At 30.5% G+C, this 24,453-nt stretch carries 22 protein-coding genes; 13 read left to right on the forward strand and 9 right to left on the reverse strand.

The features are described 5' to 3' along the window. Nucleotides 1-12 precede the first annotated feature (12 nt). Nucleotides 13-1,332, forward strand: a complete 1,320-nt coding sequence (locus B4A23_RS02960) for an ABC transporter permease (protein WP_291116690.1) — start codon at nucleotides 13-15, stop codon at nucleotides 1,330-1,332. 53 nt (nucleotides 1,333-1,385) lie between these two features. Here the strand turns inward: B4A23_RS02960 and B4A23_RS02965 are convergent, their stop codons facing one another. The 4 genes from B4A23_RS02965 to B4A23_RS02980 form a co-directional block, all read right to left on the reverse strand. Next, a complete protein-coding gene (locus B4A23_RS02965; RefSeq protein ID WP_291116692.1) occupies nucleotides 1,386-2,180 on the reverse strand; it encodes a hypothetical protein in 795 nt (264 codons plus the stop codon). A 138-nt stretch (nucleotides 2,181-2,318) separates the two neighbouring features. Continuing rightward, entirely contained in the window at nucleotides 2,319-3,083 is a 765-nt protein-coding gene (locus tag B4A23_RS02970) for a hypothetical protein (protein WP_147279985.1), read from the reverse strand. 7 nt (nucleotides 3,084-3,090) lie between these two features. After that, a complete protein-coding gene (locus B4A23_RS02975) occupies nucleotides 3,091-3,978 on the reverse strand; it encodes a glycosyltransferase family 2 protein (protein ID WP_291116694.1) in 888 nt (295 codons plus the stop codon). Beyond that, on the reverse strand, nucleotides 3,938-4,471 hold the full coding sequence (locus B4A23_RS02980; protein WP_286485879.1) for a methyltransferase: 534 nt from the start codon (nucleotides 4,469-4,471) through the stop codon (nucleotides 3,938-3,940). Before B4A23_RS02980 ends, B4A23_RS02975 begins: the two co-directional genes overlap by 41 nt. An 89-nt stretch (nucleotides 4,472-4,560) precedes the next feature. On the opposite strand from B4A23_RS02980, the gene B4A23_RS02985 reads away from it, so the two are divergent. The 7 genes from B4A23_RS02985 to B4A23_RS03015 all read left to right on the forward strand — a co-directional run bounded on the left by B4A23_RS02985 (nucleotide 4,561) and on the right by B4A23_RS03015 (nucleotide 15,425). Beyond that, a complete protein-coding gene (locus B4A23_RS02985) occupies nucleotides 4,561-4,953 on the forward strand; it encodes a hypothetical protein (RefSeq protein ID WP_286485880.1) in 393 nt (130 codons plus the stop codon). A 46-nt stretch (nucleotides 4,954-4,999) separates the two neighbouring features. After that, nucleotides 5,000-5,491 (forward strand): nuclear transport factor 2 family protein, encoded by a 492-nt coding sequence (locus B4A23_RS02990; RefSeq protein WP_291116700.1) that lies wholly within the window; start codon nucleotides 5,000-5,002, stop codon nucleotides 5,489-5,491. A 304-nt stretch (nucleotides 5,492-5,795) separates the two neighbouring features. Then, a complete protein-coding gene (locus B4A23_RS02995) occupies nucleotides 5,796-7,265 on the forward strand; it encodes a histidine kinase (protein WP_291116703.1) in 1,470 nt (489 codons plus the stop codon). A 136-nt stretch (nucleotides 7,266-7,401) separates the two neighbouring features. After that, nucleotides 7,402-9,924, forward strand: a complete 2,523-nt coding sequence (locus B4A23_RS03000; RefSeq protein WP_291117467.1) for a zinc-dependent metalloprotease — start codon at nucleotides 7,402-7,404, stop codon at nucleotides 9,922-9,924. Between the two features lie 9 nt (nucleotides 9,925-9,933). After that, a complete protein-coding gene (locus B4A23_RS03005) occupies nucleotides 9,934-13,275 on the forward strand; it encodes a SusC/RagA family TonB-linked outer membrane protein (protein WP_291116706.1) in 3,342 nt (1,113 codons plus the stop codon). Nucleotides 13,276-13,287: 12 nt separating this feature from the next. After that, nucleotides 13,288-14,607 (forward strand): RagB/SusD family nutrient uptake outer membrane protein, encoded by a 1,320-nt coding sequence (locus B4A23_RS03010; protein ID WP_291116709.1) that lies wholly within the window; start codon nucleotides 13,288-13,290, stop codon nucleotides 14,605-14,607. Nucleotides 14,608-14,663: 56 nt separating this feature from the next. Then, nucleotides 14,664-15,425, forward strand: a complete 762-nt coding sequence (locus B4A23_RS03015) for a LytR/AlgR family response regulator transcription factor (RefSeq protein WP_291116711.1) — start codon at nucleotides 14,664-14,666, stop codon at nucleotides 15,423-15,425. A 121-nt stretch (nucleotides 15,426-15,546) separates the two neighbouring features. Here the strand turns inward: B4A23_RS03015 and B4A23_RS03020 are convergent, their stop codons facing one another. From B4A23_RS03020 to B4A23_RS03030, 3 genes are all read right to left on the reverse strand, one after another. Further along, on the reverse strand, nucleotides 15,547-15,810 hold the full coding sequence (locus tag B4A23_RS03020; protein ID WP_180904431.1) for a hypothetical protein: 264 nt from the start codon (nucleotides 15,808-15,810) through the stop codon (nucleotides 15,547-15,549). Next, the gene (locus B4A23_RS03025; RefSeq protein ID WP_291116714.1) at nucleotides 15,798-16,892 is read right to left on the reverse strand and encodes a hypothetical protein; all 1,095 of its coding nucleotides are present in this window, start codon (nucleotides 16,890-16,892) and stop codon (nucleotides 15,798-15,800) included. Before B4A23_RS03025 ends, B4A23_RS03020 begins: the two co-directional genes overlap by 13 nt. A 123-nt stretch (nucleotides 16,893-17,015) precedes the next feature. Further along, nucleotides 17,016-17,855, reverse strand: coding sequence for an aldo/keto reductase (locus B4A23_RS03030; RefSeq protein WP_291116717.1), 840 nt, complete (start codon nucleotides 17,853-17,855; stop codon nucleotides 17,016-17,018). A 169-nt stretch (nucleotides 17,856-18,024) separates the two neighbouring features. On the opposite strand from B4A23_RS03030, the gene B4A23_RS03035 reads away from it, so the two are divergent. The 4 genes from B4A23_RS03035 (at nucleotide 18,025) to B4A23_RS03050 (ending at nucleotide 21,358) form a co-directional block, all read left to right on the forward strand. Continuing rightward, nucleotides 18,025-18,327 (forward strand): hypothetical protein, encoded by a 303-nt coding sequence (locus B4A23_RS03035; protein ID WP_038334436.1) that lies wholly within the window; start codon nucleotides 18,025-18,027, stop codon nucleotides 18,325-18,327. 5 nt (nucleotides 18,328-18,332) lie between these two features. After that, on the forward strand, nucleotides 18,333-18,815 hold the full coding sequence (locus tag B4A23_RS03040; protein WP_291116719.1) for a hypothetical protein: 483 nt from the start codon (nucleotides 18,333-18,335) through the stop codon (nucleotides 18,813-18,815). 24 nt (nucleotides 18,816-18,839) lie between these two features. Then, nucleotides 18,840-19,643, forward strand: a complete 804-nt coding sequence (locus B4A23_RS03045) for a helix-turn-helix domain-containing protein (protein ID WP_291116721.1) — start codon at nucleotides 18,840-18,842, stop codon at nucleotides 19,641-19,643. 62 nt (nucleotides 19,644-19,705) lie between these two features. After that, nucleotides 19,706-21,358 (forward strand): alpha/beta hydrolase-fold protein, encoded by a 1,653-nt coding sequence (locus B4A23_RS03050; protein ID WP_291116724.1) that lies wholly within the window; start codon nucleotides 19,706-19,708, stop codon nucleotides 21,356-21,358. Nucleotides 21,359-21,360: 2 nt separating this feature from the next. Here the strand turns inward: B4A23_RS03050 and B4A23_RS03055 are convergent, their stop codons facing one another. Continuing rightward, a complete protein-coding gene (locus B4A23_RS03055) occupies nucleotides 21,361-22,512 on the reverse strand; it encodes an FAD-dependent monooxygenase (RefSeq protein WP_291116727.1) in 1,152 nt (383 codons plus the stop codon). 96 nt (nucleotides 22,513-22,608) lie between these two features. Beyond that, the gene (locus B4A23_RS03060) at nucleotides 22,609-23,991 is read right to left on the reverse strand and encodes a dipeptidase (protein WP_291116730.1); all 1,383 of its coding nucleotides are present in this window, start codon (nucleotides 23,989-23,991) and stop codon (nucleotides 22,609-22,611) included. Between the two features lie 111 nt (nucleotides 23,992-24,102). On the opposite strand from B4A23_RS03060, the gene B4A23_RS03065 reads away from it, so the two are divergent. Then, complete coding sequence (locus B4A23_RS03065; protein ID WP_180904424.1) at nucleotides 24,103-24,417, forward strand: DUF4286 family protein; 315 nt, start codon at nucleotides 24,103-24,105, stop codon at nucleotides 24,415-24,417. Nucleotides 24,418-24,453 lie beyond the last annotated feature (36 nt).

A 24,453-nucleotide genomic window follows, 5' to 3' on the forward strand; every position in this document is an offset into this window, starting at 1 on the left:
GCTAATTTTCAAATGAAAAATATATTTTTAGTTGCACAACGCGAGTTCTTTTCTCAAGTAAAAAACAAAGCGTTTATTGTTATGACTTTTCTTTCGCCTTTGTTAATTGTTGGAGCAGGAGCGGTGATCTTCTTTTTGAGTTCTGCGAATAATTCCGAAGTGAAAAACATTGCAATTGTTGATGAAAGTACAGAGTTTGTAACCTCGTTTAAATCGACTAAACAAATGATGTTCAGTATTTATACGCCTCAAGAATTGCAATCAATTAAGGACACGTTGAAAGGAAGCGAATATTTGAATGCGATTCTTCATATTCCAAAAAATACAGATGAAAATTATGAAAATATTGAGAAAAATACAGAATTAATTACAAATGGAAATCTTGGAATTACTGATCGAGAAAAACTTTCGAGAACAATTAGTTATAAGATTGAAAAAGAAAAGCAGGCAAAATCTGGTATTGATAAAACTGCTTTAGAAGCTTCTAAGGCTCGCGTTAACCTGAATGTTTTCAATGTTACAGACGGAAAAGAAGATAAAGGAATGGAGTTGAAAATCGGATTATCTATGTTTTTAACTTACATTATTTTCATGTTTGTGATGATTTATGGTGTAAAAGTTATGCGTTCGGTTGTTGAAGAAAAGAATAATCGCGTTGTCGAAATTATCATTTCTTCTGTTAAACCTTTCGAATTGATGATGGGTAAAATTTTAGGAACAACAATGGTTGCAGTGACGCAATTTGCAATATGGATTGGAATGACAATGGGTTTATTGATTTTATTTCCTGCAATTGCAGCATCGAGAATGGATATGTCACAACAAATGATGAATCAAGCACAATTAGCGGAGACTAATCCAGATATGATGCAGAAAGTAACAGAAATTAGCGAAGTGTTGTTGACGTTTAATTATCCGTTAATCATTTTTGCTTTTATTGCTTATTTTATCTTAGGATATTTGTTCTACAGCTCTGTTTTTGCGGCAATTGGTTCTGCTGTTGACAATGATACTGATACACAACAATTCACTTATTTTCCTTTAGTTCCGATGATGATTGGACTTTATGGAAGTATGACAACTTTCGAAAATCCTGATGGTCCAGTTGCTTTTTGGTTATCAATGATTCCATTGACTTCGCCCATCTCAATGATTACTCGAATTCCTTTTGATGTTCCGATTTGGCAATTAGCTTTATCCTTATTTCTACTTTTAATTAGTACAATATTTATGGTTTATATTGCTGGAAAAATCTATAGAATTGGAATTTTAATTTATGGTAAAAAACCAACAGTGAAAGAAATGATGAAATGGATTAGCTACAAAAACTAATTTCACACAACTTATAAAACACGAAAAAGAGCTTGATTTATCAAGCTCTTTTTTTAATCGTCTATCGTATCTTTTTTGATAACTTTGGTGTTATTTGGCACTTTTCCGTATAAAAAGTCGAGGTATATTTTACTATAAGAATTAAATAATTGGAGTAATTTGAAATAATTTACATCATTCAATTCTATTTTAGATTCAGTATTGGTTAATGCATTATCAATGAAATCTCTGATTTTGAATTTCGGAATTTTTAAATCGTTAGTGAAATAATCATCACCAAAATAATTCTTGATTTTTGTTATTTTGTCGTATTTATCTTCATAATCAAGCAATGCTTTTCGTTGTTTTGCTTTACCAGAAAAAACATCATAAATACGTCCAATATCCAATCTCGTTAACGTAATATCTCCACTCAAAAATCCAGCTTTCAACGAAGATGTATCTTTTATAGGTTTGATATCAGGATTAACGCCAAGACTTTTATAAAGTTTTGTTACAACATCAGCTTTTTTTCCATTTTTTACATCTTTTTCAAGAATTCCTGTCAACTTTGGACCAATATATGCGGTATTCAATTGAATTGTCTGCACAGCTAAATGGACTACAATTGTTTGTTTATTGAACAAATTTGGTCTTAAGATAATTAGTCGATTTTCATACCAATCAGATTGTATTTTTAGCGTGTCATTTACTTTTGCTTGAATAAGAAAAGTTCCTGTAAAATTAGAAATTGTTGTATGATTTGTTCTCAGATTTGTAACGTAAACTCCTTCTGCTGTATCGTCAGAATCATCAATAATAATGTTTCCCTGAATCCATTTTTCTTGTGCGAAAATAAAATTCGACAACAGCAATATTAGAATGGTAAATAGTGATTTCAATTGTTCGTTATTATACGTTTAATTATTTGTACGAAGATAAGTCTTAATAAATTAGCGTCAATTTTGTTAACGTTTATTGGCTAAATTTTAAAAATCTATTAAGAATTATTGATTTTTGTTTTGATTTAATTCATTCAAATAATCTTTTGCATAAGACTCTAAATCAATCATTATCGTACCAAATTGTCTACTCAAAACTTTTTCTTGGAGCGGATAACGCGCATTAACATAATATAAAAATTCTTCTATTTTATATTCAGGAATTTGTAATTGATTCGTATAAAAATCTGTTGGATAGTAATGTTTAACTTCTTGAACAAGAGAAAGTTTTGTTTCATAATTACGTACACGGCGTTGCTCACGATAAAAACCATTCATATGACCAATTAATCGAACAGGATTTAAAACATCCATTGGTTTGAATTTGGCAATATCTCTTTTAGGTTCTAAATCTCGTAAACGTTGATCAAGTCCCATTTTATCATACAAATCAGTTTTATTATCTTTGTGATATTTAGGCTGCAAAGGGCCTTTGCCAATTGTTGCACCACTCAATTCAATTGTTTCAATATCCAAATGTGCTTGTAAAAAACCTTTGTTGTAAATATTTTGATTGATTACAATTTTTCTAGGAATCAAAAAATCTGCTTCAAACAAAATTGTATCGCCAACATTTGCTTGAATTGAATAATAACCCGAAGGGCTTGTATATGTCTTACTTTCTGACGTCAGATTTTCTATACGAGCACCAGAAACTGAGGAAATATAATCGTTTCCTTCGTCTACAACCACAGAACCAGTAATCAACTTATTTTGTGCAAAGCTGATGAATGGAAAGATAAATAGTGTGTATGTTAACCAATATCGCATGTTAGATTTAACCTTTTATTTTTTGTTTCATTTTCGACCAACGATAATTTCGGATGAATTTCTCTTGATCTCGATTTACCATTTTTTTTGTACCATTGGTTTTAGCTTCAAAAAAACCTTTCAAATAATACAAAATATATGTGGGTTTCTTTTTACGTAAAGCCAATTTTGTGCCAGCAATTAATGTAATCCAAAATCCATAACCTAATGCATAATAAGCTGCACCTTGTTTGTAAAGTGCCGATTTATTGTAACTCGCACCAGTCGGCTTTAGATGTTTGATGTGTAAAGATTCGTCCGTCACAACTTTCCAACTATAATATTTGCACAACAATTCGTCGACTGTATCCCAACCCATATGCGCGCGTAATCCACCGATTTTTTCGTAACAATTTTTTCGATAAGCTTTAAATGCGCCACGAATATGGTCTTTATCTGTCAGATTTTCTAGAATCCAATTCCCGTCTTTGTCAATATACGCAAAACCACCAACCATTGCAATGTCTTCATCTTGATTAAAATGAGTTAAAATAGTCTCAAAATAATTAAACGGAATATCTAAATCTGCATCCAATTTAACAATAATATCATAATTTGGATCAATGATTTCATATCCTTTTAAGAAAGCTTGTATCACTTTGCTACCTGGTTGATGTTCACCTTTTGATAAGATATTTCTTAATTTGATAAACGGATATTTAGCTGTAAATTCTTCTACAATTTGTTGTGTTTTATCAGTTGAATGATCGTTTACAACAATCACTTCATAGGGCAAAACAGTTTGATTAACGAGAGAATTTAACGTAATCGCAATAAAATCTTCTTCGTTATGTGCAGGTATAACAATAGAGTATTTAGTAAGTAAAGTCTTTTTTTCGTTCTGCGTAGACAGCATAATATCTTGGTGTAATTCTTCTTAATAAGGGTCTTATTCCCAGTTTGTTTGATGGATGCGTCCATTTGTGACGATGTATCACATTCCATCCAGCTTTTTCCATTAACATGTCAAATTGCCAATCTTCAAATTCGTGATAATGCACATCTCGCGCATCATTTTGATTACGATAAGCAGGTGAAAACCACAAACGCATCGGAATTGAAGCTAATAATTTATCTCCAGGCAAATTTCTCAACACTTCCATTGGATTGACTAAATGTTCTAAAATTTCTAAAGCCGTTACAAAGTTAGCATCATAATTTTGCAAATCCTTATAATAATAGTCCAAATCGTCGCCATTAGTATTTTTTACATCAAAACCATTTTCTAACATCACATCTGTAAAAGGATTTTTGATTCCCAAATCAAGGATTTTATCAGTGGGTTGAGCAAATTTTTTCAGCAAAGCTAAGGTTTCATTGTATCTTTTTTGTGGATATACTTTGTACATTGTGTTAGTTGTTTTCGGATGATAAATTTAATCATCTATTTTAATATTGTTCGTTTCTATTTTAATTTTTTTTATTGCAAATTTGCCAGATGAAAACGATCGGATATTATCGATTACGAAATAAAAATAAAGTAGAAGGTTTTGCGAAGGAGATTGATGGAGTAACCTATTTTAAAGGTTATAATGAATTTTCTTGGCACGAAAATGCTTTGCAATTTGATACCATAGATATTGGAATAGATATATTGGATAAACGAAATCGACGATTATTTACAAATGATATTGTGTTATATAAAGTATCAAAAAAGCCATTTTTACGTACAGGTTTTGTCGTTTACGAACCAAAACTGAAAGAATTTGGAATCATAGATCAACAAAGTTTTCATTTTACTCCTTTCTATGTTGAAGGTTTGTGTTTGTTCGATCATGATAAACTCGAAGTGATTTCTCATTTATTTACGAAGAAAGAAAAGTCTAAATAACTTATTCGGATAGATTTTTGATAATAGATTTTGAAAATCTATTACAATGAAAAGAATAATTATGCCTTTATTATTAGGTTCAGCAGTTTTACTTTCTATTCAAATGATGAGTTGCACGAAGAATACTGAACCTAAAACTGAGTCTCAAGAAACAAATTCAAATTCTGAAATTGAATCAAACAAAAAAATCGTTCTTGATTTTTACCAACAAATGTTCGGTGATAAGGATTTAACGGCGGTTGATAAATATATTGCTCCAGAATATATTCAACACAATCCTACTGTAGCAGATGGTTCTGAAGCGTTCAAAAAAGCTGCAGAAGGGTGGTTCAAAGGAGCTCCAAAAACCAAAATTGATGTGCAACATATTGCAGCAGAAGGAGATTTGGTTTTCTTGCATATCAAAAATACAAATCCAGATGGTTCGCTAAAATCAACAATTGATATTTTTAGACTAAAGGATGGTAAAATTGTTGAACATTGGGACGTGCATCAAGATGTTCCGAAAGAATCTGCCAATCCACATCCAATGTTCTAAATAACTCTTAAAAGATAAATAAATCTCCCAAAAGGGAGATTTTTAGTTTATATAATATTGTCAATTATTTGAAAATTATCATTTTATGATAAATGTTCTCTTATTTTTTAGATTAAAAAGCTTCCCTTAGTTTTGCAAAAAAAATAGTTTGTCTTTTCGATTTCGAGTCCATTTATCCAATAAATCCATTTATGTTATAGCACTTATTGTAAGTGTTATAGCTGTGTTTGCTCTTGTTATATTGAGTTTTTTGATTAATAAAGAAAGTCAAAAAAATAATGATGAGTTTGTCAAAAAAAGTTTTTTGAGGAAATATGAAGCAGTTGAATTTGAGTTTAAAAACATCGAAGAATATCAAGAAGTTTTAAAAAAAGTTGTTAAAAAGACAAATGAAAAAAATGTAGCAGATCATTTTTTGGTTTTGAATGAATTAAATTCAAATCGAAAGTTAATTCGCCATGATTGGTTTTCTATTCATTCCCCAGAAACAAATTATTTTCCTGATGAATCAATCCTTTCAAAAGCTATCAATCAACCAAATATTAAAGAATTTCAATCGATATATGCTACAAAAAATCAACAGATTGATAATTTTTTATTGGATTATAAAGACACGTTGTATTGGGTAAATTACGATTCTATCAAGTTGTCTGATGGACAAAATATGTATTACGGTTCGACGATTAATCTGTTTGATTTATATAATTTTTTTACGACAGTTGATGCAACTTCGTCCAATTATATGTATGTTTTCAATAAAGATGGAATTTGTATTACGCATCCTGATGAAAAATTTATTGGGAAAAATGTTTTCGATTTTACAGATATCCAGCCAAACGATACGATAACGAGTACAATTAATTCTAATTTTTCACAAGATTTGTACACGTTGAATGATGCTTCGTCTGAATTTATAAAAGATACGGATATTAAGCGTTTTATAAAACCTTTACACACCAAAAATTTTGATGGATATATTGTCGTGAATCATTTGAGTTATATCATTGATGAAAATGTAGAACGAACTAAATTTTATATAGGTTTTATTTTCTTAGGAACTGTTTTTTTAATTATAATTATCTTTTTGTTATTCAACAAAATAACATCTAAAGCATACAAGGAAAAAGCGTTTGTAATCGAAGAAAAAAATAGGTTGTTAATTGAAAACGAAAAGATTAAAAACGCGAATACTCTAACGCAATTACAACAATTAAAGAATCAAATTAATCCACATTTTTTATTCAATTCCTTGAATTCTCTTTATATGTTAATTGGTTTGAACAAAGAGAATGCACAGAAATTCACGATGAATCTTTCTAAAATTTACCGATATCTTATTGTTCCGCCAAAGGAAAATGTTGTGCTTGTAAAAAAAGAATTAGATTTTATTGCACAATACATGGATTTGCATAAAAGTAGATTTTCGGAAGAATTGATTTTTGATTTACAAATTGAAGATTCTAAAAGCTTAGAAAAAAATATTCCATATTTAGCATTACAGATTGTTGTAGAAAACGCAATAAAACATAATATTGCTACAATTGATCAACCTTTGACTATAAATATTGTTGTAAAATCTGATTTGATTATCGTCAAAAATACTTTTCAGAAAAAAAATAAAGCAACAGAAAATGAGAAATTTGGTTTAAACTATTTACAAAAAATCTATCATTTTTATCAAGTTGATAATTTCTCAACAAAAGTAGAAAATGAAGATTTTATTTGTTTTTTACCTTATATCGAACCAAAATATCCATTCACTCCAAAAAACTAACCACTCACTCCAAAAAACTATTATTATAAGAAAACTGCGCTTAAGTTTATGCCATAATTAATGATAATTTAATGTTCGAATGAGTCATAATAAGGAAAGAAAGAATTATAAATTAGCACTATATCTTGGTTTGGCAATGTCTTCGGCTGTTGTTTACGGACAAAAAAAAGAGGATAAAAAAGCTGAAAAGGATAAAACAGAGAAAAAGGATTCTACTGTAACGAAAGTTAAAAAAATAGATGAATTAATCAAGAAAGGAAGCTACAAGAAAGGTTTGTTTAATACCATTCAAGTAAAAACTGATATCTATTTCGAGATTCCAGATAGTTTATTTGGACGCCAATTTTTGGTGGTTAATAAATTGTCTCAAGTTCCGATGGAAGTAAATGAAGCGGGTTTGAATAAAGGAATGAATTACGAGAACAAAGTAATTTCTTTTTATCACGATAAAGTGGCTAAAAAAGTGTGGGTTAAAACAATTGTTCCACAAGTTTCTTCGCCTAAAAATGACGCAATTACAGCTTCTGTAAAAGATAATTTCTCAGAATCGATTATTGAGGTTTTTGATATCGAAGCTCAAAATAACGATTCGACAGCTGTTGCGATTAAAGTGAACAAAATTTTTGATGGAAATCAAAAAAGTTTTAATGATGTATTAACGAACATAGGTTTAGGAGGTTCGGTAAAAGCAAATCTATCGTATGTGGAAAATGTGAAAACGTTTCCAGAGAACATTGTGGTTAAGTCTCAGTTAACGACAAGCGTGAATGAAGGAGGGGTAGATTTGGCTGTTACCTTGGGTGTTACAAGTAATATTGTTTTACTTTCGACAACTCCTATGCAACCTAGGTTAGCAGATAATCGTGTAGGATATTTCACAGAAAAACATTGGTTTTTTAATGATGCTCAACACAAAATGGAAGATCAACGCTTTATTACAAAATGGCGTTTGGAACCAAAAGATGAGGATAAAGAAAAATATCTAAAAGGTGAATTAGTAGAACCTAAGAAACCAATTATATATTACATCGATCCTTCGACACCAAAACAATGGCGTCAAAAAATTATTGCTGGTGTACATGATTGGCAAGTTGCTTTTGAGCAAGCTGGTTTCAAAAATGCAATTATTGCAAAAGAACCAACTGCTGATGACAAAGATTTTGATATTGACGATGTACGTTATTCGGTAATTACATATGCAGCTTCTCCAAAATCGAATGCGATGGGACCTTCTGTGGTTGATCCGCGTAGTGGAGAAATCTTAGAGGCTGATATTATTTGGTGGCACAATGTAATGACTTCTTTGCATGATTGGATGCGTATTCAAACTGGTCCAATTGATCCAAAAGCAAGAGGAAATAAATTCAGTGATGAGCACATGGGAGAAGCAATTCGATTTGTATCGTCTCACGAAGTTGGTCATACGTTTGGTCTAAAACATAATATGGGTGCATCCTTTTCTTATCCAGTAGAATCTTTACGTTCGAAAGAATTTACGGATAAAATGGGTGGAACTGCGCCATCTATTATGGATTATGCGCGTTACAATTATGTGGCACAGCCAGAAGATGGTGTTACAGCGATTACACCAAAAATCGGTTTGTATGATAAATATGCAATCGAATGGGGATATCGTTGGTTTCCAAATCAAGAAACAGAGAAAGCTTCTCTTCGTAAAATGATTGAAAAACACGAAGATGATCCAATGTATTTCTATGGTGAACAACAAAGCTATTTAAGCACAATTGATCCTCGTTCTCAATCAGAAGATTTAGGTGATGATGCTGTTTTGGCGAGTGAATATGGTATGAAAAATCTAAAACGTGTTTCAGAAAATATTTTGAAATGGACGTATGAAGATGGAAAAAGCTATATCAATACAGGGAAATTATATTACCAAACAATCGGACAATGGGATTTATATTCTAATCATGTTTTAGCAAATGTTGGTGGAATTTATTTGAATAATACCTATTTCGGAATTGATAAAAAAGCATACGAAGCGGTTCCTGCGGATATGCAACGTAAAGCGGTTAATTATTTAAACGAAAACGTAATTCAATTACCAAAATGGTTATTCTTTAATGATATTTTAGATAAAACGTACGCAATCAAAAATTCGCCAATGGGACCATACGAGCAAACACCGTACACATTAGCGAGAGAAATGCAATATGGATTGATTTATAATTTATTTACCGACGATCGTTTATTGCGTATGTTAGAAAATGAATTGAGACACCAAGAATTAAATTCAAAAGAAAAAATATATACAGTTGAGAATTTATTTGATCAAGTAAGAAATGCAGCTTTTGATAAAAAATCAAACTTAACAATTCTTGAAAAAATGACTCAAAAAAATTATGTTGATGCATTGATTGTTTCAACAAACAAATTATTTGAGAAAACAACTGTAGCGGGACTTACAATTGAACAAAACCTACAAGTACCAACTATCTGTAATTATTTAGACGAAGAAAAAATGGCGCGTAACATTAACTATTCTTCTATGAAAAGAGTGTCGGAAGTGACAACCTATAAAAGAGCAGAATTGCAACGCGTGTTGACTTTGTTAAACAAGAAAAAGAATAATGGAGATGCGTCTACAAAAGCGCATTATGCTGATTTAATTATTCGTATTAAAGAGGCTTTAAAGTAAGATATAGAAATGAAAAAGACACTCATTCTTTTGCCACTTTTTGCGGCAAGTATCGCGTTTTCTCAAGAAAAGAGAGTGATTACAGGTTCGGTTCAAGACGAAAAATCGTTGGTTGGAATTGCTGGTGCGTCTGTTAAAATTGAAGCTCAATCAATTTCGACAAAAACAGATCAAAAAGGAATTATAGAAAGTGTAACGGTTGGTACTGTTACAGATGAAGATGGTTTCTTTTCGTTAGAAGTTCCTGCAGGTACAAAATCTGTATTGATTAGTTATTTAGGCTACGATTCTAAATTAGTTGAACTTTCTACAGATTTAGCAACATATCATGTAAGCTTAAAATCAACTTCAGGTGAAGTTCTTCCAGAAAATAATGATCTGAAAGAAGTTGTGGTTACAGGTTATCAAAAAATTGAAAAACGTAAACTAACATCGGCAGTATCAACTGTAAAAATGGATGATATTCAACAAGCTGGTGTTGCTAGTGTTGATCAATTGTTAAGCGGACAAATCGCAGGTGTTGCTGTTTCTACAGAAACTGGTTCGCCTGGTTCACCAAGTAAAATTAGAATTCGTGGTACGGCTTCTCTTTCAGGTCCACAAGATCCGTTATGGGTTATTGATGGTTTGCCGTTAGAAGGAAATGATGTACCAAACTTTAGTGATAAAGATAACATCGATCAATTACAAAATTTTTCTATCGCTGGTTTAAATCCAAACGATATCGAAGATATTACAATCCTTAAAGATGCTGCTGCAACGGCTATTTATGGAGCAAGAGCTGCAAATGGTGTAATTTCTATTACAACAAAACGTGGGAAAAAAGGCGCTATGACGGTTAATTTTTCTGCGAATACATTTGTAACAGCTCGTCCTGATTTTGGTCGTTTAAATTTATTAAATGCTTCACAGAAAGTTGATCTTGAATTAATGCTTGCTAGTCGCGATGATTTAACGTATCGTACAGATAAAGGTGAGGTAATGCGAATTTTGCAAAAGAATGGTCAATTAAATGCTTTACGTAATGGAGGATTTAATTCTTTAGATCTTATCACGCAAAATCAAATTAATTCTTTACGAAATAACACAACCGATTGGGGAAAATTATTGTACCGTAATGCAATTAATACACAATATGGTTTGAGTATTTCAGGAGGAAATGATCGTTCTGATTATTACTTCTCATTAGGATATTATGATGAGCAAGGAACAACGATCGGAACTGGTTTTGAACGTTATAATCTTACTTTAAAAAACAATTATAAACTTAACGATAAATTAGATGTAGGGATTTCTATTTTTGCAACTTCAAGTGATAAAAAATCTTTTGTAACAGATGCAGATGCGTCTATCAATCCAATTAATTATTCACGAAATGCGAATCCATATTTATCTCCATTTAATGCAGATGGTTCTTATCGTTATGACAACGATATTGATGGATTTGAAGATCGTTCTGTTCCATTCAATTTTATTGAAGAAAGAGAAAATACGAATTATACATTAAAAAACCGTTCGTTAAAAGGTATTATTGATCTTAATTATCAATTAGCAAAAGGTTTAAAATTAACATCTCAATTCGGAATTCAGTACGATAGTAACAAAACAGAAAAATACGCAGAACAAGAAACTTATTTTACGCGTAAAATGAGAGAAGGAACGCGTTATTATAAATCTGGACAATATTTGTATTTCTTACCTGACGGAGGAGTTAAACAAAATTGGGATAACGAATTTTTTCAATATAATTGGAAGCTTCAAGGTACATATAGTACAACGATTAACAATCGTCACGAAATTGACTTGATGGCTGGAACAGAAATTCGTCATACTCAAAACGAAACGACTTTAACGCGTGCTTTTGGTTACAATAAAATAACTAAAACAGGAACGCCAATCGTTTTTCCAAATTCAAGTTCTGCATCAGACAAACGTTACGAAACGTACAGAGAAATGCCTACGGATGAGAATGCTTATGTATCTACATTTGCAACCGCTTCGTATACATTAGACAGAAAATATACAGTTTTTGGTAGTGTTCGTTATGATGGTACAAATTTATTCGGAGTTAATAAAAAATATAAATACTTACCAATTTGGGCAGTTTCTGCTTCTTGGTTAGTTTCGAAAGAATCGTTTATGGAGAATATCGATTTTATTTCGAATCTTCGTTTACGTGCTTCTTATGGTTTACAAGGAAATATTGATCGTAATACTTCACCTTTCTTTATTGGTGAATATAATGATGCAACAATTTTGCCAGGTAATAAAGAAGATATTATCAATGCGATTAATTTACCGAATGATTTGTTGCGTTGGGAAAAAACTATAAATACAAATGTTGGGTTAGATTTAGGTCTTTTCAAAAATCGTATCAACCTTGCTGTTGATGTTTACAATCGTAAAGGAACTGATATGATTAGTATGCGCGAAACGCCATTAGAAACAGGTTTTGAATATACGATGGTGAATTGGGGAGAATTGACAAACAAAGGTTTTGAGATTGCTTTAACAACACGCAACATTGATAAGAAAAACTTTAAATGGTCGACAACAATTAATTTTGCGCACAATAAAAGTAAAGTTCTTAAAGAGCAACAACGTGAAAATAGTTTAGTTCCATCTCGTGAAGGTTTGCCTGTAAATGCAATTTTTGCTTTAAAAACAGCTGGATTTGACGAATACGGAAATCCAATGTTCTGGAAAGGAGATGAAAAAGTATCAGCAAAAGAATTCTTTGCTTTATATGATTTATACGAAGACTTTTTACCAGGAGAAATTGTTGATTCTAAATTAACAAGTGAAGAGAAACGTAAATTATTTACATACATCGGAGATCGTGATCCTAAATTTACAGGTGGTATTATCAATAATTTCAAGATTCACAATTTTGATTTAACGATTTCTGCAGCGTTCAATTTAAAACAAACGGTGATGAAAACGCCTTCTTATCGTGGAATGGAATTGGATCCGGGTCGTAATTATACACAAGATATTTTCGAGGCAGGTTCTACACTTCCAGGAATTACAAGTCCAATTAAAGGCGATAACGATAGCTGGATGGCGAACAAATGGTTTGCTGGAAACAATGCAAATGCGTACAATTTATTAGACATTTGGGCGAAAGAAATTAGTTATATGCGAATCAGTAGCATTCGTCTTGGTTATACTTTACCAAACAAATATGCTGAGGTTGTCGGTTTCAAAAGTGCTCGTTTTAGTTTAGAAGGTCGTAATTTATTTGTATTTAGTAATGGATACAAAGGTTATTTTGATCCAGAAACTTATGGAAATATTTATGCACAACCAATTGCTAAATCTGTAACAGTAGGACTTAATGTTTCTTTCTAAATTTTAAATCAAATGAAAAAAATATTTTTATTATTAAGCATAGTTGCAGTTAGCTTTACAGCAGTTAGTTGTGACAATTATTTGGATATTGAACCCGATGGAAAAGTGATTCCAAAAACGGTAGAGGATTATCGAATGGTATTAACAAATGCTTATTCAAAATATCCAACACACAAGTCGTTGACAGCTTTACGCACGGATGAGGTTACATTGAATGAATATTCGAATGACTTTATTTCGTACCGTGAAATTGCACAATGGAAGGATACAAATCCGGATCAAATCTCAATTCAATTTCCTTGGGTTAGTTTTTATACAGTGATTTTTTATGCCAATCAAATCATCAACGAAGGACCAAAAACAATGGAAAACTCTGCTGAAAAAGATCAATTATTAGCAGAAGCTTATGCGTTACGTGCTTATGCGTATTTTGATTTGGTGAATTTATACGGAAAACCATATAATTCGGCAACAGCAAGTACAGACAAAGGTGTTCCTTTAAATTTAAAAGTAGATTTAGAAGCAACGCTTAAACCATCATCTGTTCAAGAAGTTTATAATCATATTGAGTCTGATTTAGCACAAGCAACAGAGTTGATGAAAATGGATCAGCAATTAGCTGGATTAAATTATAGATTCTCAAATGCAGCTTTAAATGCTTTAGAAGCAAGAATCGCGTTGTACAAAAATGAATGGCAAAAAGCAATTGATTTTTCTGATTCAACACTAAAAATCAAAGGTGATTTAGTGAATTTGAACACAACGAAACAAGTTCCAAATCACTACACATCTGCCGAGTCTATTTTAGCTTTAGACAATACATTGAATCCCGCTATACAATATATGGCGTATGTCTCGCCAGAATTATTAAGCAGTTATGATACTCAAAATGATTTACGTTTTTCTCTTTATTTTGAGAAAAGTGGATCAAAATATAAAGTAATTAAAGGTGGAAATTCTGAATTCAAAACTTCTTTCCGTGTGGCTGAATTATATTTTATCAAAGCGGAATCATATTTGAAATTAAACAAGATAGATCAAGCAAAAGCAACTTTGTTTTCGGTTTTACAAAATCGTTATACAGCAACTGGTTTTGCAAAATTACAAACTGAAATTTCTGCGATGAATTCTACTGAATTGATGAAGTTTATTTTAGATGAACGTTTCAGAGAATTTGCGTTGGAAGGACAGCGTTGGTATGATTTACGTCGAGCAAATCAAAAACAAATTATACATCAAATTTCAGGTAAAGAGTATATTTTACAAGAAAATGATGTTCGTTATACAATAGAAATTCCACAAGCAGCTAAGCTCAATAATCCTCATTTATAACATTTTTAGACCGTCTTTATTCATCATTTAGACGGTTTTTTTATACTTTTGCATTCATGAAAATTGCAATTGTAGAGGACGAATTATTGGCGGTTACTTATCTAAAAAACCTGTTAGAGGAGCAATCTATTGTTGCTATTTCTTCGATTACAATTTTGCGTTCAACAAAGCAAGCAACAGAGTTTTTTAGAGAAAATTCGGTTGATTTAATCTTCATGGATATTCATTTGGGTGATGGGAAAAGTTTCGAGATTTTTCAGGAAGTTGAGATTCTAACGCCAATTATTTTTATCACAGCTTATGATGAATATGCGATGAAAGTTTTCAAACATTTTACAATTGATTATATTCTGAAACCCTTTGAAATAGAGGAGTTGCATATTGCATTGCAAAAATTTAAAACAATTCGTACAAGTTTTGATATTTCTCCAACATTAAAATCTATTGCTGTTTTAGAAAATTCTCCGTCCGAGATTATGCATCGTTTTTTGGTAACTAACGGAAACAAATTACGTTCGGTAGAAGAACAGGAGATTGCTTATTTTTTTGCTTCGGGAAAACATCTTTTTATAAAAACGAAAGATGATCAAACCTATATTTATGATAATACAATAAAGGATATTATAAATAAATTGGATGAGACTATTTTCTTCAAAATCAATCGAAAGTTTATTGTTCACATTGATGCAATTACTGAAATAATAAAACATTCAAGTCAAAAAATTGAAATTCATCTTCACCCAAAATCAGAGACTGAACAAGCTATTTTTATTAGTAAAACACAGATTAATAGTTGGATGGATTGGATGAATAGATAAAAAAAATCTCACATTTGTGAGATTTTAATTAACTTATAATGTTATTTTTTTATTAAAATCATCATTTCGAATGAAATTCTGTAAGAATTTTGCATCGAGAAAAAGATTTTAAAATATTAGTTTATAAATTTTCCAACATCAAGATAATTTCACTTTCGATGCGTTGCATCATTTCAGGCGAAATTTCGATTTGATGTTTTACATTTTCGATAGTATTGTACGTCAATTCTCCCGTTTTCAAATTCAAATTATATTCAATTTGTCCTTCCCAAGAATTACTCGATTCGTAAAATGAAACCATTTCAAAAGGTAATCTTGGCAAAAGTTCACCAAAATGTTCTTCTAATTTGATTCGATTTTCTTGATTAATTGTTAGTTTTTCCATGATTTAATAATCATTGCATTAGCAGAAGTTTCGTAGAAAATAATCGCTAATAATTGTAAAAATTCAGCATGATTTAGCTTTCCAGCAACCACTTCATCAATATCTGCCTCGTAATATTCTTCAATTGTTTTATTCATCAAGGCTTTAAAATTCTCCAACGGAATATTTTGATCTTTCAATTCATTTAATAAATAATTATCCGAAGCTAAAAAGTCTGCACGAGTTCCGAAAATAGGAGATTTACGAATATTTAATGCATTATGAAAAGTTTGCGAAATCAAAACGCCACGTTCCAATTCTTCAAATTCCCAACCTTTACGAACTCTTCTCGGATTATTTTCATAAAAAATATGATTGTGAAAAGCGTGAATATGTTTCGCAATATCCGTGTTGGTATGTAAATAAAGGAATTGCAAAATCGAACTAAACAAATGGTTTGCGTTCAGATTTGCTGGATAATATGTGTACAATAATGGATAATGAAACAATGTTGTGTACAACGGCGAAAAACTATCAATAATGTTTAAATTCAACACATTTATTCCTTCAAAATCTACTTTCTGATTCGTTTGATAATAATCAATTCCAGCCAAATAAATATCCTCATAACTCAATTCAAACTGATTAAGATACGCTCCGATTTGTTTGAAAAAAGAGGTATTTAAGTTATGATTTGTAATTAATTTATATTGTTTATTTTCAAATTCTTTAATAAAATCTAACTTAAACTCAGACTTTAAATTATCATTGATAACTTTATCAAAATCAAATGATTTCTTTCTAATTACATTAACATAAATTTCGTTGTATGTATAAATCATTTGCTTGATTGGTGTTGTGTCTAGAGCTTCAAAAGGATTGATGTCAGCATTTGGCGTAGCATACAATGTAAACAAACGACGAAATTCTTGCTGAATTTTTTCTTCTTCCGCAAACATATTCATCAATTGATTGGTGTTCGCAGCAATAATACTTTCACCTAAAAAAAATAAAATACCAGCTTTCAAATCTTCATCAAAACCACATCTTTCAAGGGTTTGATCAAAATAAGTTTTGAATGGATTTTCAGGATTTTGGCTCATATCGAATAATTTTATTTTATCATTTAAAAAAGTAAAAGTATTGATTTTTTGAAGATTTAAAACGAAAAAACCTCTGTAAAACAGAGGTTTTTGAAATTTATTTTAGTGAATTCGTTTAACTTGTTAAAATTCAACCATTGAAGGATTCAATCCAGAAAAACCATCAGCAGGCATTTCATCAATCGATTTTACATCTTCTGTGCTCAATTTGAAATTATTTGAAGTCAAATTCGCTTCAATATTTTTTTCTGAAGAGGAGCGAGGAAGTGGTAAAATTTCTTTCGCCAAACAATAATTTATACAAATTTGACCAACTGAAACATTGTATTTATGAGCCAGAGAAACAATTAATTCGTTCTCCAAAATTCTTCCAGAACCAAGTGGACTCCAAGCTTCAACCAACAAATCGTGTTGTTTACAAAAATCGACCAATTCTGGTTGTGAATGCCCTGGATGAATCTCAATTTGATTAACCATTGGTTTGATTTCAGCTGTTTCAAATAAAGCTTCCAAATGATTGATATTGAAATTACTTACACCAATTGACTTTGCTTTTCCAGATTTGTAAATTTCCTCGAATGCTCGCCAAGTTCCAGCATTCAATTCTGCCCAAGTATCAGGAAATTGCGTTTCATTTGCAGGCCAATGAATCAAATATAAATCCAAATAATCTGTCTGCAAATCAGCTAAAGTTTGCTCAAATGCAGCCATTGCTTTTTCGTAACCACGTTCAGAATTCCAACATTTAGATGTTATGAATAATTTGCTACGATCTACATTTTCAGCTTTCAGAACTGCACCAATTTCTTTTTCATTTTTGTAGATTGCTGCCGTGTCAATATGTGTATATCCTTTTGCTAGCGCTATTTTTAGAGGTTCTGTAACTTTTTCACCTTCTAATAACCATGTTCCAAATCCGATTGCAGGAATTTCGATTCCGTTTGATAGTTTAAAGTTTTCCATTTTTTCAATATTTATGTATTCAAATTTATCTTAAAACAACCAATTTCAATAATTAGTAGACGTTAATTCTTATGTTAAAACTCATTTATAGAAATCTTAAATTTAATTGTTTGTTAATAAAATAGTTCTATATTTATTCTCGAAATGTGAATGGAAAAAATATAAAAAAATGACACAATTTACAGGTACGATTGAGGATTTTATGAATACGCATGAAGAATTTATCAATGCTTTGATTCTGAAAAAAATCAATCAACAAGTTGTATTAGATAAAAAAGAAGAGAAAGAAATTCAGCAAAATGAATTTATTCAACAAAAATTAGATGATTTAAAAGAATATCTAACAGATTTGTTCGAAAATGAATTTGGTGATTGGGAAATTACAATGGATTTAGAATCTTTTGAACAAGAATTTGATAAACATTTTCAAATTTCGAAGCAAGAATTAGAAGATAATGTGCTGTTGAAGTAGATGTTATGGAAGAAAAACAGATTTTATATATGGATTTCGCGACTTTGAGACAATCGTATATAGAAGTCAAAAAATTTCTAGAAAAAGCATCTTATGAAAAGGTTGATAATTCTAATATCCTAATTGAACAAGATTTAGGGTTTTGTGGTGATGACACTTATTTTTTAATTGAAGAGTTTGTTGAGAAATATAATTTGGATTTTTCTAAATTTAATTTTTCAGAACATTTTTTGTCAGAAGGAGAATCAGCGAATGGATTCCAAGTTCTATTCAATATGGTTTTACTTCCGTTATATTTTCTGTTTTGGTTGGTCAAAGAATTTACTTTTGATTTGATTAACTTAAATAAATATTTGATTAAGATTGTGAAATTATTTTCAATTAATCAAAGAGAAACTCTTGATATGAGTTTTGGAGATTTGTTAACTTCTTATCTTAATAAAAAATATACGTTAAGAAGTAATGTAAAATTCGTTTTACATTACTGATAGTATCTAGATTAAAAATTTTTAATGTTCACAACATTTAAACCTACTAAAGAAGTTTTAAAAAAGTATATTGATTATTATTATGTTGATATTAAACATGATAATACATTAACTATATACGATTGCTTTCCTCATTATAACAATACGATTTCAGTTTATAAATCGCATCAATATATAAAGGGGAATTCTGTTTACAAACAAAATGGAATTCCTCTTCAAATTTTTACTCCATTAAGATCAGATGTTTTACAGATTCAACAAATTGGTTCTGTTGAACGTTTTGTAATTGTTTTTAAACCTTTTGGAATTAATCAATTTCTGACTAGTATAGATTTTTCAAGTATTATAGATGATTTAAACTTTTTTGATGAAGAAGAGTGTAATCATTTGTTTAATCATATAAAATCTGAGGAATTTGTTTCGATAATTGAGTCTATTTTATTGAACAAAATGAATAGAATTGAAAATGTAATTATAGAAAATTCAATAGATTATATTTTCAAACATTATGATGATTTTACAGTTAATCAACTTGCTGACTATTTAGGTTTTAGTCGAAAACATATCAATAGGGTTTTCAAAGAAAATATTGGAGTTTCTATTAAAAACTTTCATGAAATCGTTTTATTTAGAAAAACAGTTGAAGAGAAATTATTACATAATCCTGATGAAACATTTACGTCGATTGCGCATAAATTAAATTTTACGGATCAATCTCATTTTAATCGGTTGTATAAAAAATTTGTTTCTGAATCGCCGAATCAATTTTATAAAAATGGTGAATTAATAGGAGAGGAAGATACTTTTTGGAGATTTTATAAAGATTAAAATGTCCCAATTTTACAAGTTTATTAGGGTTGTTGATGGTATTTTTATACAAAATTCAACCCATGAAAAATTGTATCTTTATACTTATCGCATTATTATCCACACAAGTTTTTAGTCAAGAAACATATTCTAGTTTAATTTCAAAAGCTGAAAAGCTAGTTAAAGAAGACAAAAAGGAATTAGCTTTAGATAATTACACAAAAGCATTCAATCTACATAAAGACAGTATCACTAATTTTGATTTATATGATGCGGCTGAACTTTCTAACAAAATTGGTCAAGCAAATCAATCATTTTATTTTTTAGAAAAGTTAATTCAAAGAAATCCAAAACTATATCCAGGTTGGTATTTTATTTTGGATAAAGATTCGAAAGTTAAATTCAAAAATCTATTAAGCGATAAACGTTGGCAGAATTTAGAAGCAACTTCAAATAAAATATCTAAAAGATTTTATGACAGTATTCAATTGACAAATGATGAATTTTTTAGAACTAAGAAATCAACAAATTTAGAGATTAAAGATAAGAAAGAACTTTATAAAAGTTTGAGAAATTCTTCATCATATTTACCGAAAAAAGAACAAAATTATTCTATTTTCTTTTCAATTAATGATACTTTAAAGTCATCTTATTTTGTTCATTTACCTAAAAATTATAATCCTGAGAAAAAATATCCTATGCTTATTTTTCTTCATGGAGCTGTATTTTTTAGTGAACTTGAAAAGTTTTCTACTGATGAAAATTTGAAAGGTTGGAATAGATTTTATACTAAATATGCGGATCAGCACGATGTTATTTTAGTTTTTCCTCAAGCTGATAAACGTTATAATTGGATGACAGAAAAAGGATTTTATATGGTTCCAGAAATTGTTCGTCAAATAAAATCTACGATTAATGTCGATGATAATAAAGTCTTTTTGACGGGACATTCTAATGGAGCAACCGGTTCGTTTAATTATTTAATAAAACAACCAACTTATTTTGCAGGCTTTTATGGCTTTAATACGCAGCCAATTGTACGAACAGGAGGCACATTTATTCAAAATGCATTGAATCGTTCGTATATAAATTTCTCTACCGATTTAGATTATTATTTTCCACCACAAGCTAATGATGAGTTAACTGCATTGATGCAATCGTTACATATTGATTATAAAGATTTTCGATACAATGGTTATCCGCATTGGTTTCCAGAGTTTAATGGTTCAGAACCTGCGCATAAAATTTTGTTTGATGATTTATTAAATAGAAAAAGAAATCCATTTCCGAATAAATTAATTTGGGAAACTGATGATGTAAAATACGGAAAAGTTGATTGGATAGAAATCACAAAATTAGATACTATTTCACCTATAAAAGAGTGGCAAAAAAACTATAATTTCAAAATAACAAAATGGTTAGAATATGATGATAATGACAGTTTGCAAGTAAAAGATGTGGACAAAATGGCTTTTAATTTTCCTCGTAAATCAGGTCAAATCAAAGCAAATTATTCAAAAAATAGATTCGATATTGAAACATCTTCTGTAAAATCATTTCGATTATATATTTCTCCTGAAATGATTAATCTGAACAAAAAATTAAAAGTCTATGCCAATAATGAATTGATTTACAATCAAAAAATAGATTACAATCCATCTTTTATGCAAGATAATTTCAATAAAAATATGGACAAACTACAACTTTGGATTAATTACATTGATTTTGAATTATAACGCTAAACCTTCATAAAATCTTCTTCCAACAAGTCTTCTAAAGGGCTTTGCATCAAAGATTGTGGTAAATTTCGGAAAGCAAAATTTCGGATATTCATTAAGAATTTATTGTCAACTTGAGCAACTTTCCCAGCCAGACGAGAAGTGTCAATAATATAATGTGTTCGTTTCAAACGACGTAAATTATAATGTTCAAAAGCTAACAAAACATCAGTATCTTTTTTGATTAATTCATCATACAAAACACAAACATCTTCCACCGCCATGCATGCGCCTTGTCCCATGTTTGGTGTGGTTGCATGTGCTGCATCTCCAATTAACAATACACGATTAAATGCATAATTATTAATCGGTTTTATATCCATAATTGGCGTAGCTATGATACTTTCCGGATTCGTTTTTTGTAAAGTATTTCTGATTTGTCCCGAATAATCTTTGAACTGATTTTTAATATCACTCAACGTATAGTTGTAGACTTCAGAATTTAGTTTTGTATTGACACAAGCATACCAATAAATTTGATGATTGATAAGAGGAGTCAAACCAAAACGACCATTTGGTCCCCATGTTTCGATGCTCTTTTTTGAATTGTAAGATTTATCTTCTACAATGGCACGCCAACAAATATAACCCGCATAACGAGGCGTCGACTGTTTTAACAATTGTTGACGAATTGTAGAATTTATTCCATCAGCACCAATCAAATAATCGCCTTCGGTAGAAGTTCCATCTTCAAAATGAAGGACAACTTTTTCAAAACTTTGCTCAAAGAATTTTATTTTTTTTGAAGTTTTAATTTTATTCGAATCAATTTTTGAAACTAAATAATGATGTAAATCTGCGCGATGAATAGCAAAATTTTCGTTGTTGTAGTTTTTTCTTAATCGTTCTGTATCCGCTTTCAGAATTGTTTTTTCTTTCCAATCTTGAATTTCAAAATCTTTTAACATATGTCCCAAAGGCGCAACTTCTTCTGCTAAACCAAGAATTTCAAACGCTTTCATTGCATTAGAAGCCAAACCAAAACCAGCGCCAATTCCACGAACTTCTGACGAAGCCTCGAAAATTTCGTAGTCATAATTTAAATCTTGCAAAGCTTTTGCTAAAGTTAAACCTGCAATTCCTGCACCAGCGATTAAGAATTTTTTACTCATTGATAAAAATAAAGTTCAAAATTAATCATTCTACTATAAACCAAAAAGAAAAGCGAATCAAATTGATTCGCTTTTCAGAAGTTATTTTGTCGAAAATTATTGTTCGTTAAAATATTTGTAGAAATATGGAATAGTTTCAATTCCTTTGTAGAAATTGAATAAACCATAATGTTCGTTAGGAGAGTGGATAACGTCAGAGTTTAACCCGAATCCCATTAAAACAGATTTTGTTCCTAATTCTTCTTCGAATAAAGCAACAATTGGAATAGATCCACCTGCTCTTTCAGCTAACGCTTCTTTTTCAAAAGTTTCTGCTAACGCTTTTTTCGCTGCAACAAAACCTGGATGATTTGTTGGTAAAATATAAGGTTTACCTCCGTGATGTGGTTTTACTTTAACTTCTACTGAAGATGGCGCTAATGTTGGGAAATAATCTGCAAATTGTTTTGTTACAACTTCTGGATCTTGTCCTGGAACTAAACGCATTGAAATTTTAGCATACGCATGAGAAGGAATAACTGTTTTAGCACCTTCGCCAATGTATCCTCCCCAAATTCCGTTTACATCTAAAGTAGGACGAATAGACGCTCTCTCAATTGTAGAAAAACCTTCTTCTCCTTGAATATCAGCAATACCGATAGATTTTTTGTATTCTTCAACATCAAATGGAATTTTAGCTAAATCAGCTCTTTCATCTTCTGTTAATTCAAGAATTGGCTCGTAAAAACCTGGAATTGTAATATGACCTTTTTCATTGATTAATTTTCCAATCATTGTTGCTAAAACATTAATCGGATTTGGAACAGCTCCACCATAAACACCAGAGTGCATATCGCGATTAGCTCCTTTTACCTCAACTTCTACATAAGATAAACCACGTAAACCTACTGAAATAGAAGGTTGTTCGTTTGAAATCATAGAAGTATCAGAAATCAAAATCACATCATTTTTTAATTTCTCTTTATTGTTTTTAACGAAATTTACTAATGAAGGAGAACCAACTTCTTCTTCACCTTCGATCATAAATTTAACGTTACAAGGTAATTCGTTTGATTTGTTTAAAGCCTCAAAAGCTTTAACGTGCATAAACATTTGACCTTTATCATCAGCAGAACCACGAGCAAAAATAGCTCCGTCAGGATGAATTTCTGTCTTTTTGATTACTGGCTCGTATGGTCCAGATTCCCATAATTCTAAAGGATCAGCTGGTTGTACATCGTAGTGTCCGTAAACTAAAACAGTTGGTTTTGAAGCGTCAACTATTTTTTCTCCGTAAACAACAGGAAAACCTTCTGTTTCGCATACTTCAACATTATCAGCACCTGCTTCTTTTAAATATTTTGCAACCATTTCGGCAGCATCATTTACGTCTTGTGTGTAGGCTGGATCAGCACTAACTGAAGGAATTTTAAGTAATTCGATTAATTCATCAAGAAAACGTTGTTTATTTTCTTGTATAAATTGTTGCGTATTGTTCATCTTTGTTTGTTATGAATAATAGGTAAATTTAAAAATAAAATCTTGATTAGACTTTCTTTTTCAAGAAAAATATAATGCGAAAACCTTTGTATCTTTGCAAAAAATTAGATAATGATATTATATAATACAACTTTTATTGTTGAACAAGAGGTGCATGACGATTGGTTTGAGTGGATTCAGAAAGAGCATATTAATGATTATTTGAAATCAAATTGTTTTATTGGTGCTCGTTTAGGAAAAATAACTTCTCATGTAGAACCAGGAGCGGTTTCTTATTCTTTACAATTATTTGTGAATGATGAATTGACTTTAGATAAATTCAAGAATAATTTTTTATCAGAAATCAAGCAAAAAAGTTTGCAAAAATATGCGACTAAAGTGCTAAGTTTCGAAAGTGAAATGGAACATATTGGAGATTATAATTAAATGAAAAGCTCGAGAATTTTCTCGAGCTTTTCATTT

Origin of the sequence: Empedobacter sp. UBA7248 (assembly GCF_002472945.1) — a bacterium.
GTDB classification, from domain to species: Bacteria; Bacteroidota; Bacteroidia; order Flavobacteriales; family Weeksellaceae; genus Empedobacter; species Empedobacter falsenii_C.

What these genes read in the sequence shown, in the direction of transcription:
- B4A23_RS02960 (WP_291116690.1), top strand. Translation starts at nt 13, where the DNA reads ATGAAAAATATATTTTTAGTTGCACAACGCGAGTTCTTTTCTCAAGTA.
- B4A23_RS02970 (WP_147279985.1), bottom strand. Translation starts at nt 3,083, where the DNA reads ATGCGATATTGGTTAACATACACACTATTTATCTTTCCATTCATCAGC.
- B4A23_RS02975 (WP_291116694.1), bottom strand. Translation starts at nt 3,978, where the DNA reads ATGCTGTCTACGCAGAACGAAAAAAAGACTTTACTTACTAAATACTCT.
- B4A23_RS02980 (WP_286485879.1), bottom strand. Translation starts at nt 4,471, where the DNA reads ATGTACAAAGTATATCCACAAAAAAGATACAATGAAACCTTAGCTTTG.
- B4A23_RS02985 (WP_286485880.1), top strand. Translation starts at nt 4,561, where the DNA reads ATGAAAACGATCGGATATTATCGATTACGAAATAAAAATAAAGTAGAA.
- B4A23_RS02990 (WP_291116700.1), top strand. Translation starts at nt 5,000, where the DNA reads ATGAAAAGAATAATTATGCCTTTATTATTAGGTTCAGCAGTTTTACTT.
- B4A23_RS03000 (WP_291117467.1), top strand. Translation starts at nt 7,402, where the DNA reads ATGTCTTCGGCTGTTGTTTACGGACAAAAAAAAGAGGATAAAAAAGCT.
- B4A23_RS03005 (WP_291116706.1), top strand. Translation starts at nt 9,934, where the DNA reads ATGAAAAAGACACTCATTCTTTTGCCACTTTTTGCGGCAAGTATCGCG.
- B4A23_RS03010 (WP_291116709.1), top strand. Translation starts at nt 13,288, where the DNA reads ATGAAAAAAATATTTTTATTATTAAGCATAGTTGCAGTTAGCTTTACA.
- B4A23_RS03015 (WP_291116711.1), top strand. Translation starts at nt 14,664, where the DNA reads ATGAAAATTGCAATTGTAGAGGACGAATTATTGGCGGTTACTTATCTA.
- B4A23_RS03020 (WP_180904431.1), bottom strand. Translation starts at nt 15,810, where the DNA reads ATGGAAAAACTAACAATTAATCAAGAAAATCGAATCAAATTAGAAGAA.
- B4A23_RS03025 (WP_291116714.1), bottom strand. Translation starts at nt 16,892, where the DNA reads ATGAGCCAAAATCCTGAAAATCCATTCAAAACTTATTTTGATCAAACC.
- B4A23_RS03030 (WP_291116717.1), bottom strand. Translation starts at nt 17,855, where the DNA reads ATGGAAAACTTTAAACTATCAAACGGAATCGAAATTCCTGCAATCGGA.
- B4A23_RS03035 (WP_038334436.1), top strand. Translation starts at nt 18,025, where the DNA reads ATGACACAATTTACAGGTACGATTGAGGATTTTATGAATACGCATGAA.
- B4A23_RS03040 (WP_291116719.1), top strand. Translation starts at nt 18,333, where the DNA reads ATGGAAGAAAAACAGATTTTATATATGGATTTCGCGACTTTGAGACAA.
- B4A23_RS03045 (WP_291116721.1), top strand. Translation starts at nt 18,840, where the DNA reads ATGTTCACAACATTTAAACCTACTAAAGAAGTTTTAAAAAAGTATATT.
- B4A23_RS03050 (WP_291116724.1), top strand. Translation starts at nt 19,706, where the DNA reads ATGAAAAATTGTATCTTTATACTTATCGCATTATTATCCACACAAGTT.
- B4A23_RS03055 (WP_291116727.1), bottom strand. Translation starts at nt 22,512, where the DNA reads ATGAGTAAAAAATTCTTAATCGCTGGTGCAGGAATTGCAGGTTTAACT.
- B4A23_RS03060 (WP_291116730.1), bottom strand. Translation starts at nt 23,991, where the DNA reads ATGAACAATACGCAACAATTTATACAAGAAAATAAACAACGTTTTCTT.
- B4A23_RS03065 (WP_180904424.1), top strand. Translation starts at nt 24,103, where the DNA reads ATGATATTATATAATACAACTTTTATTGTTGAACAAGAGGTGCATGAC.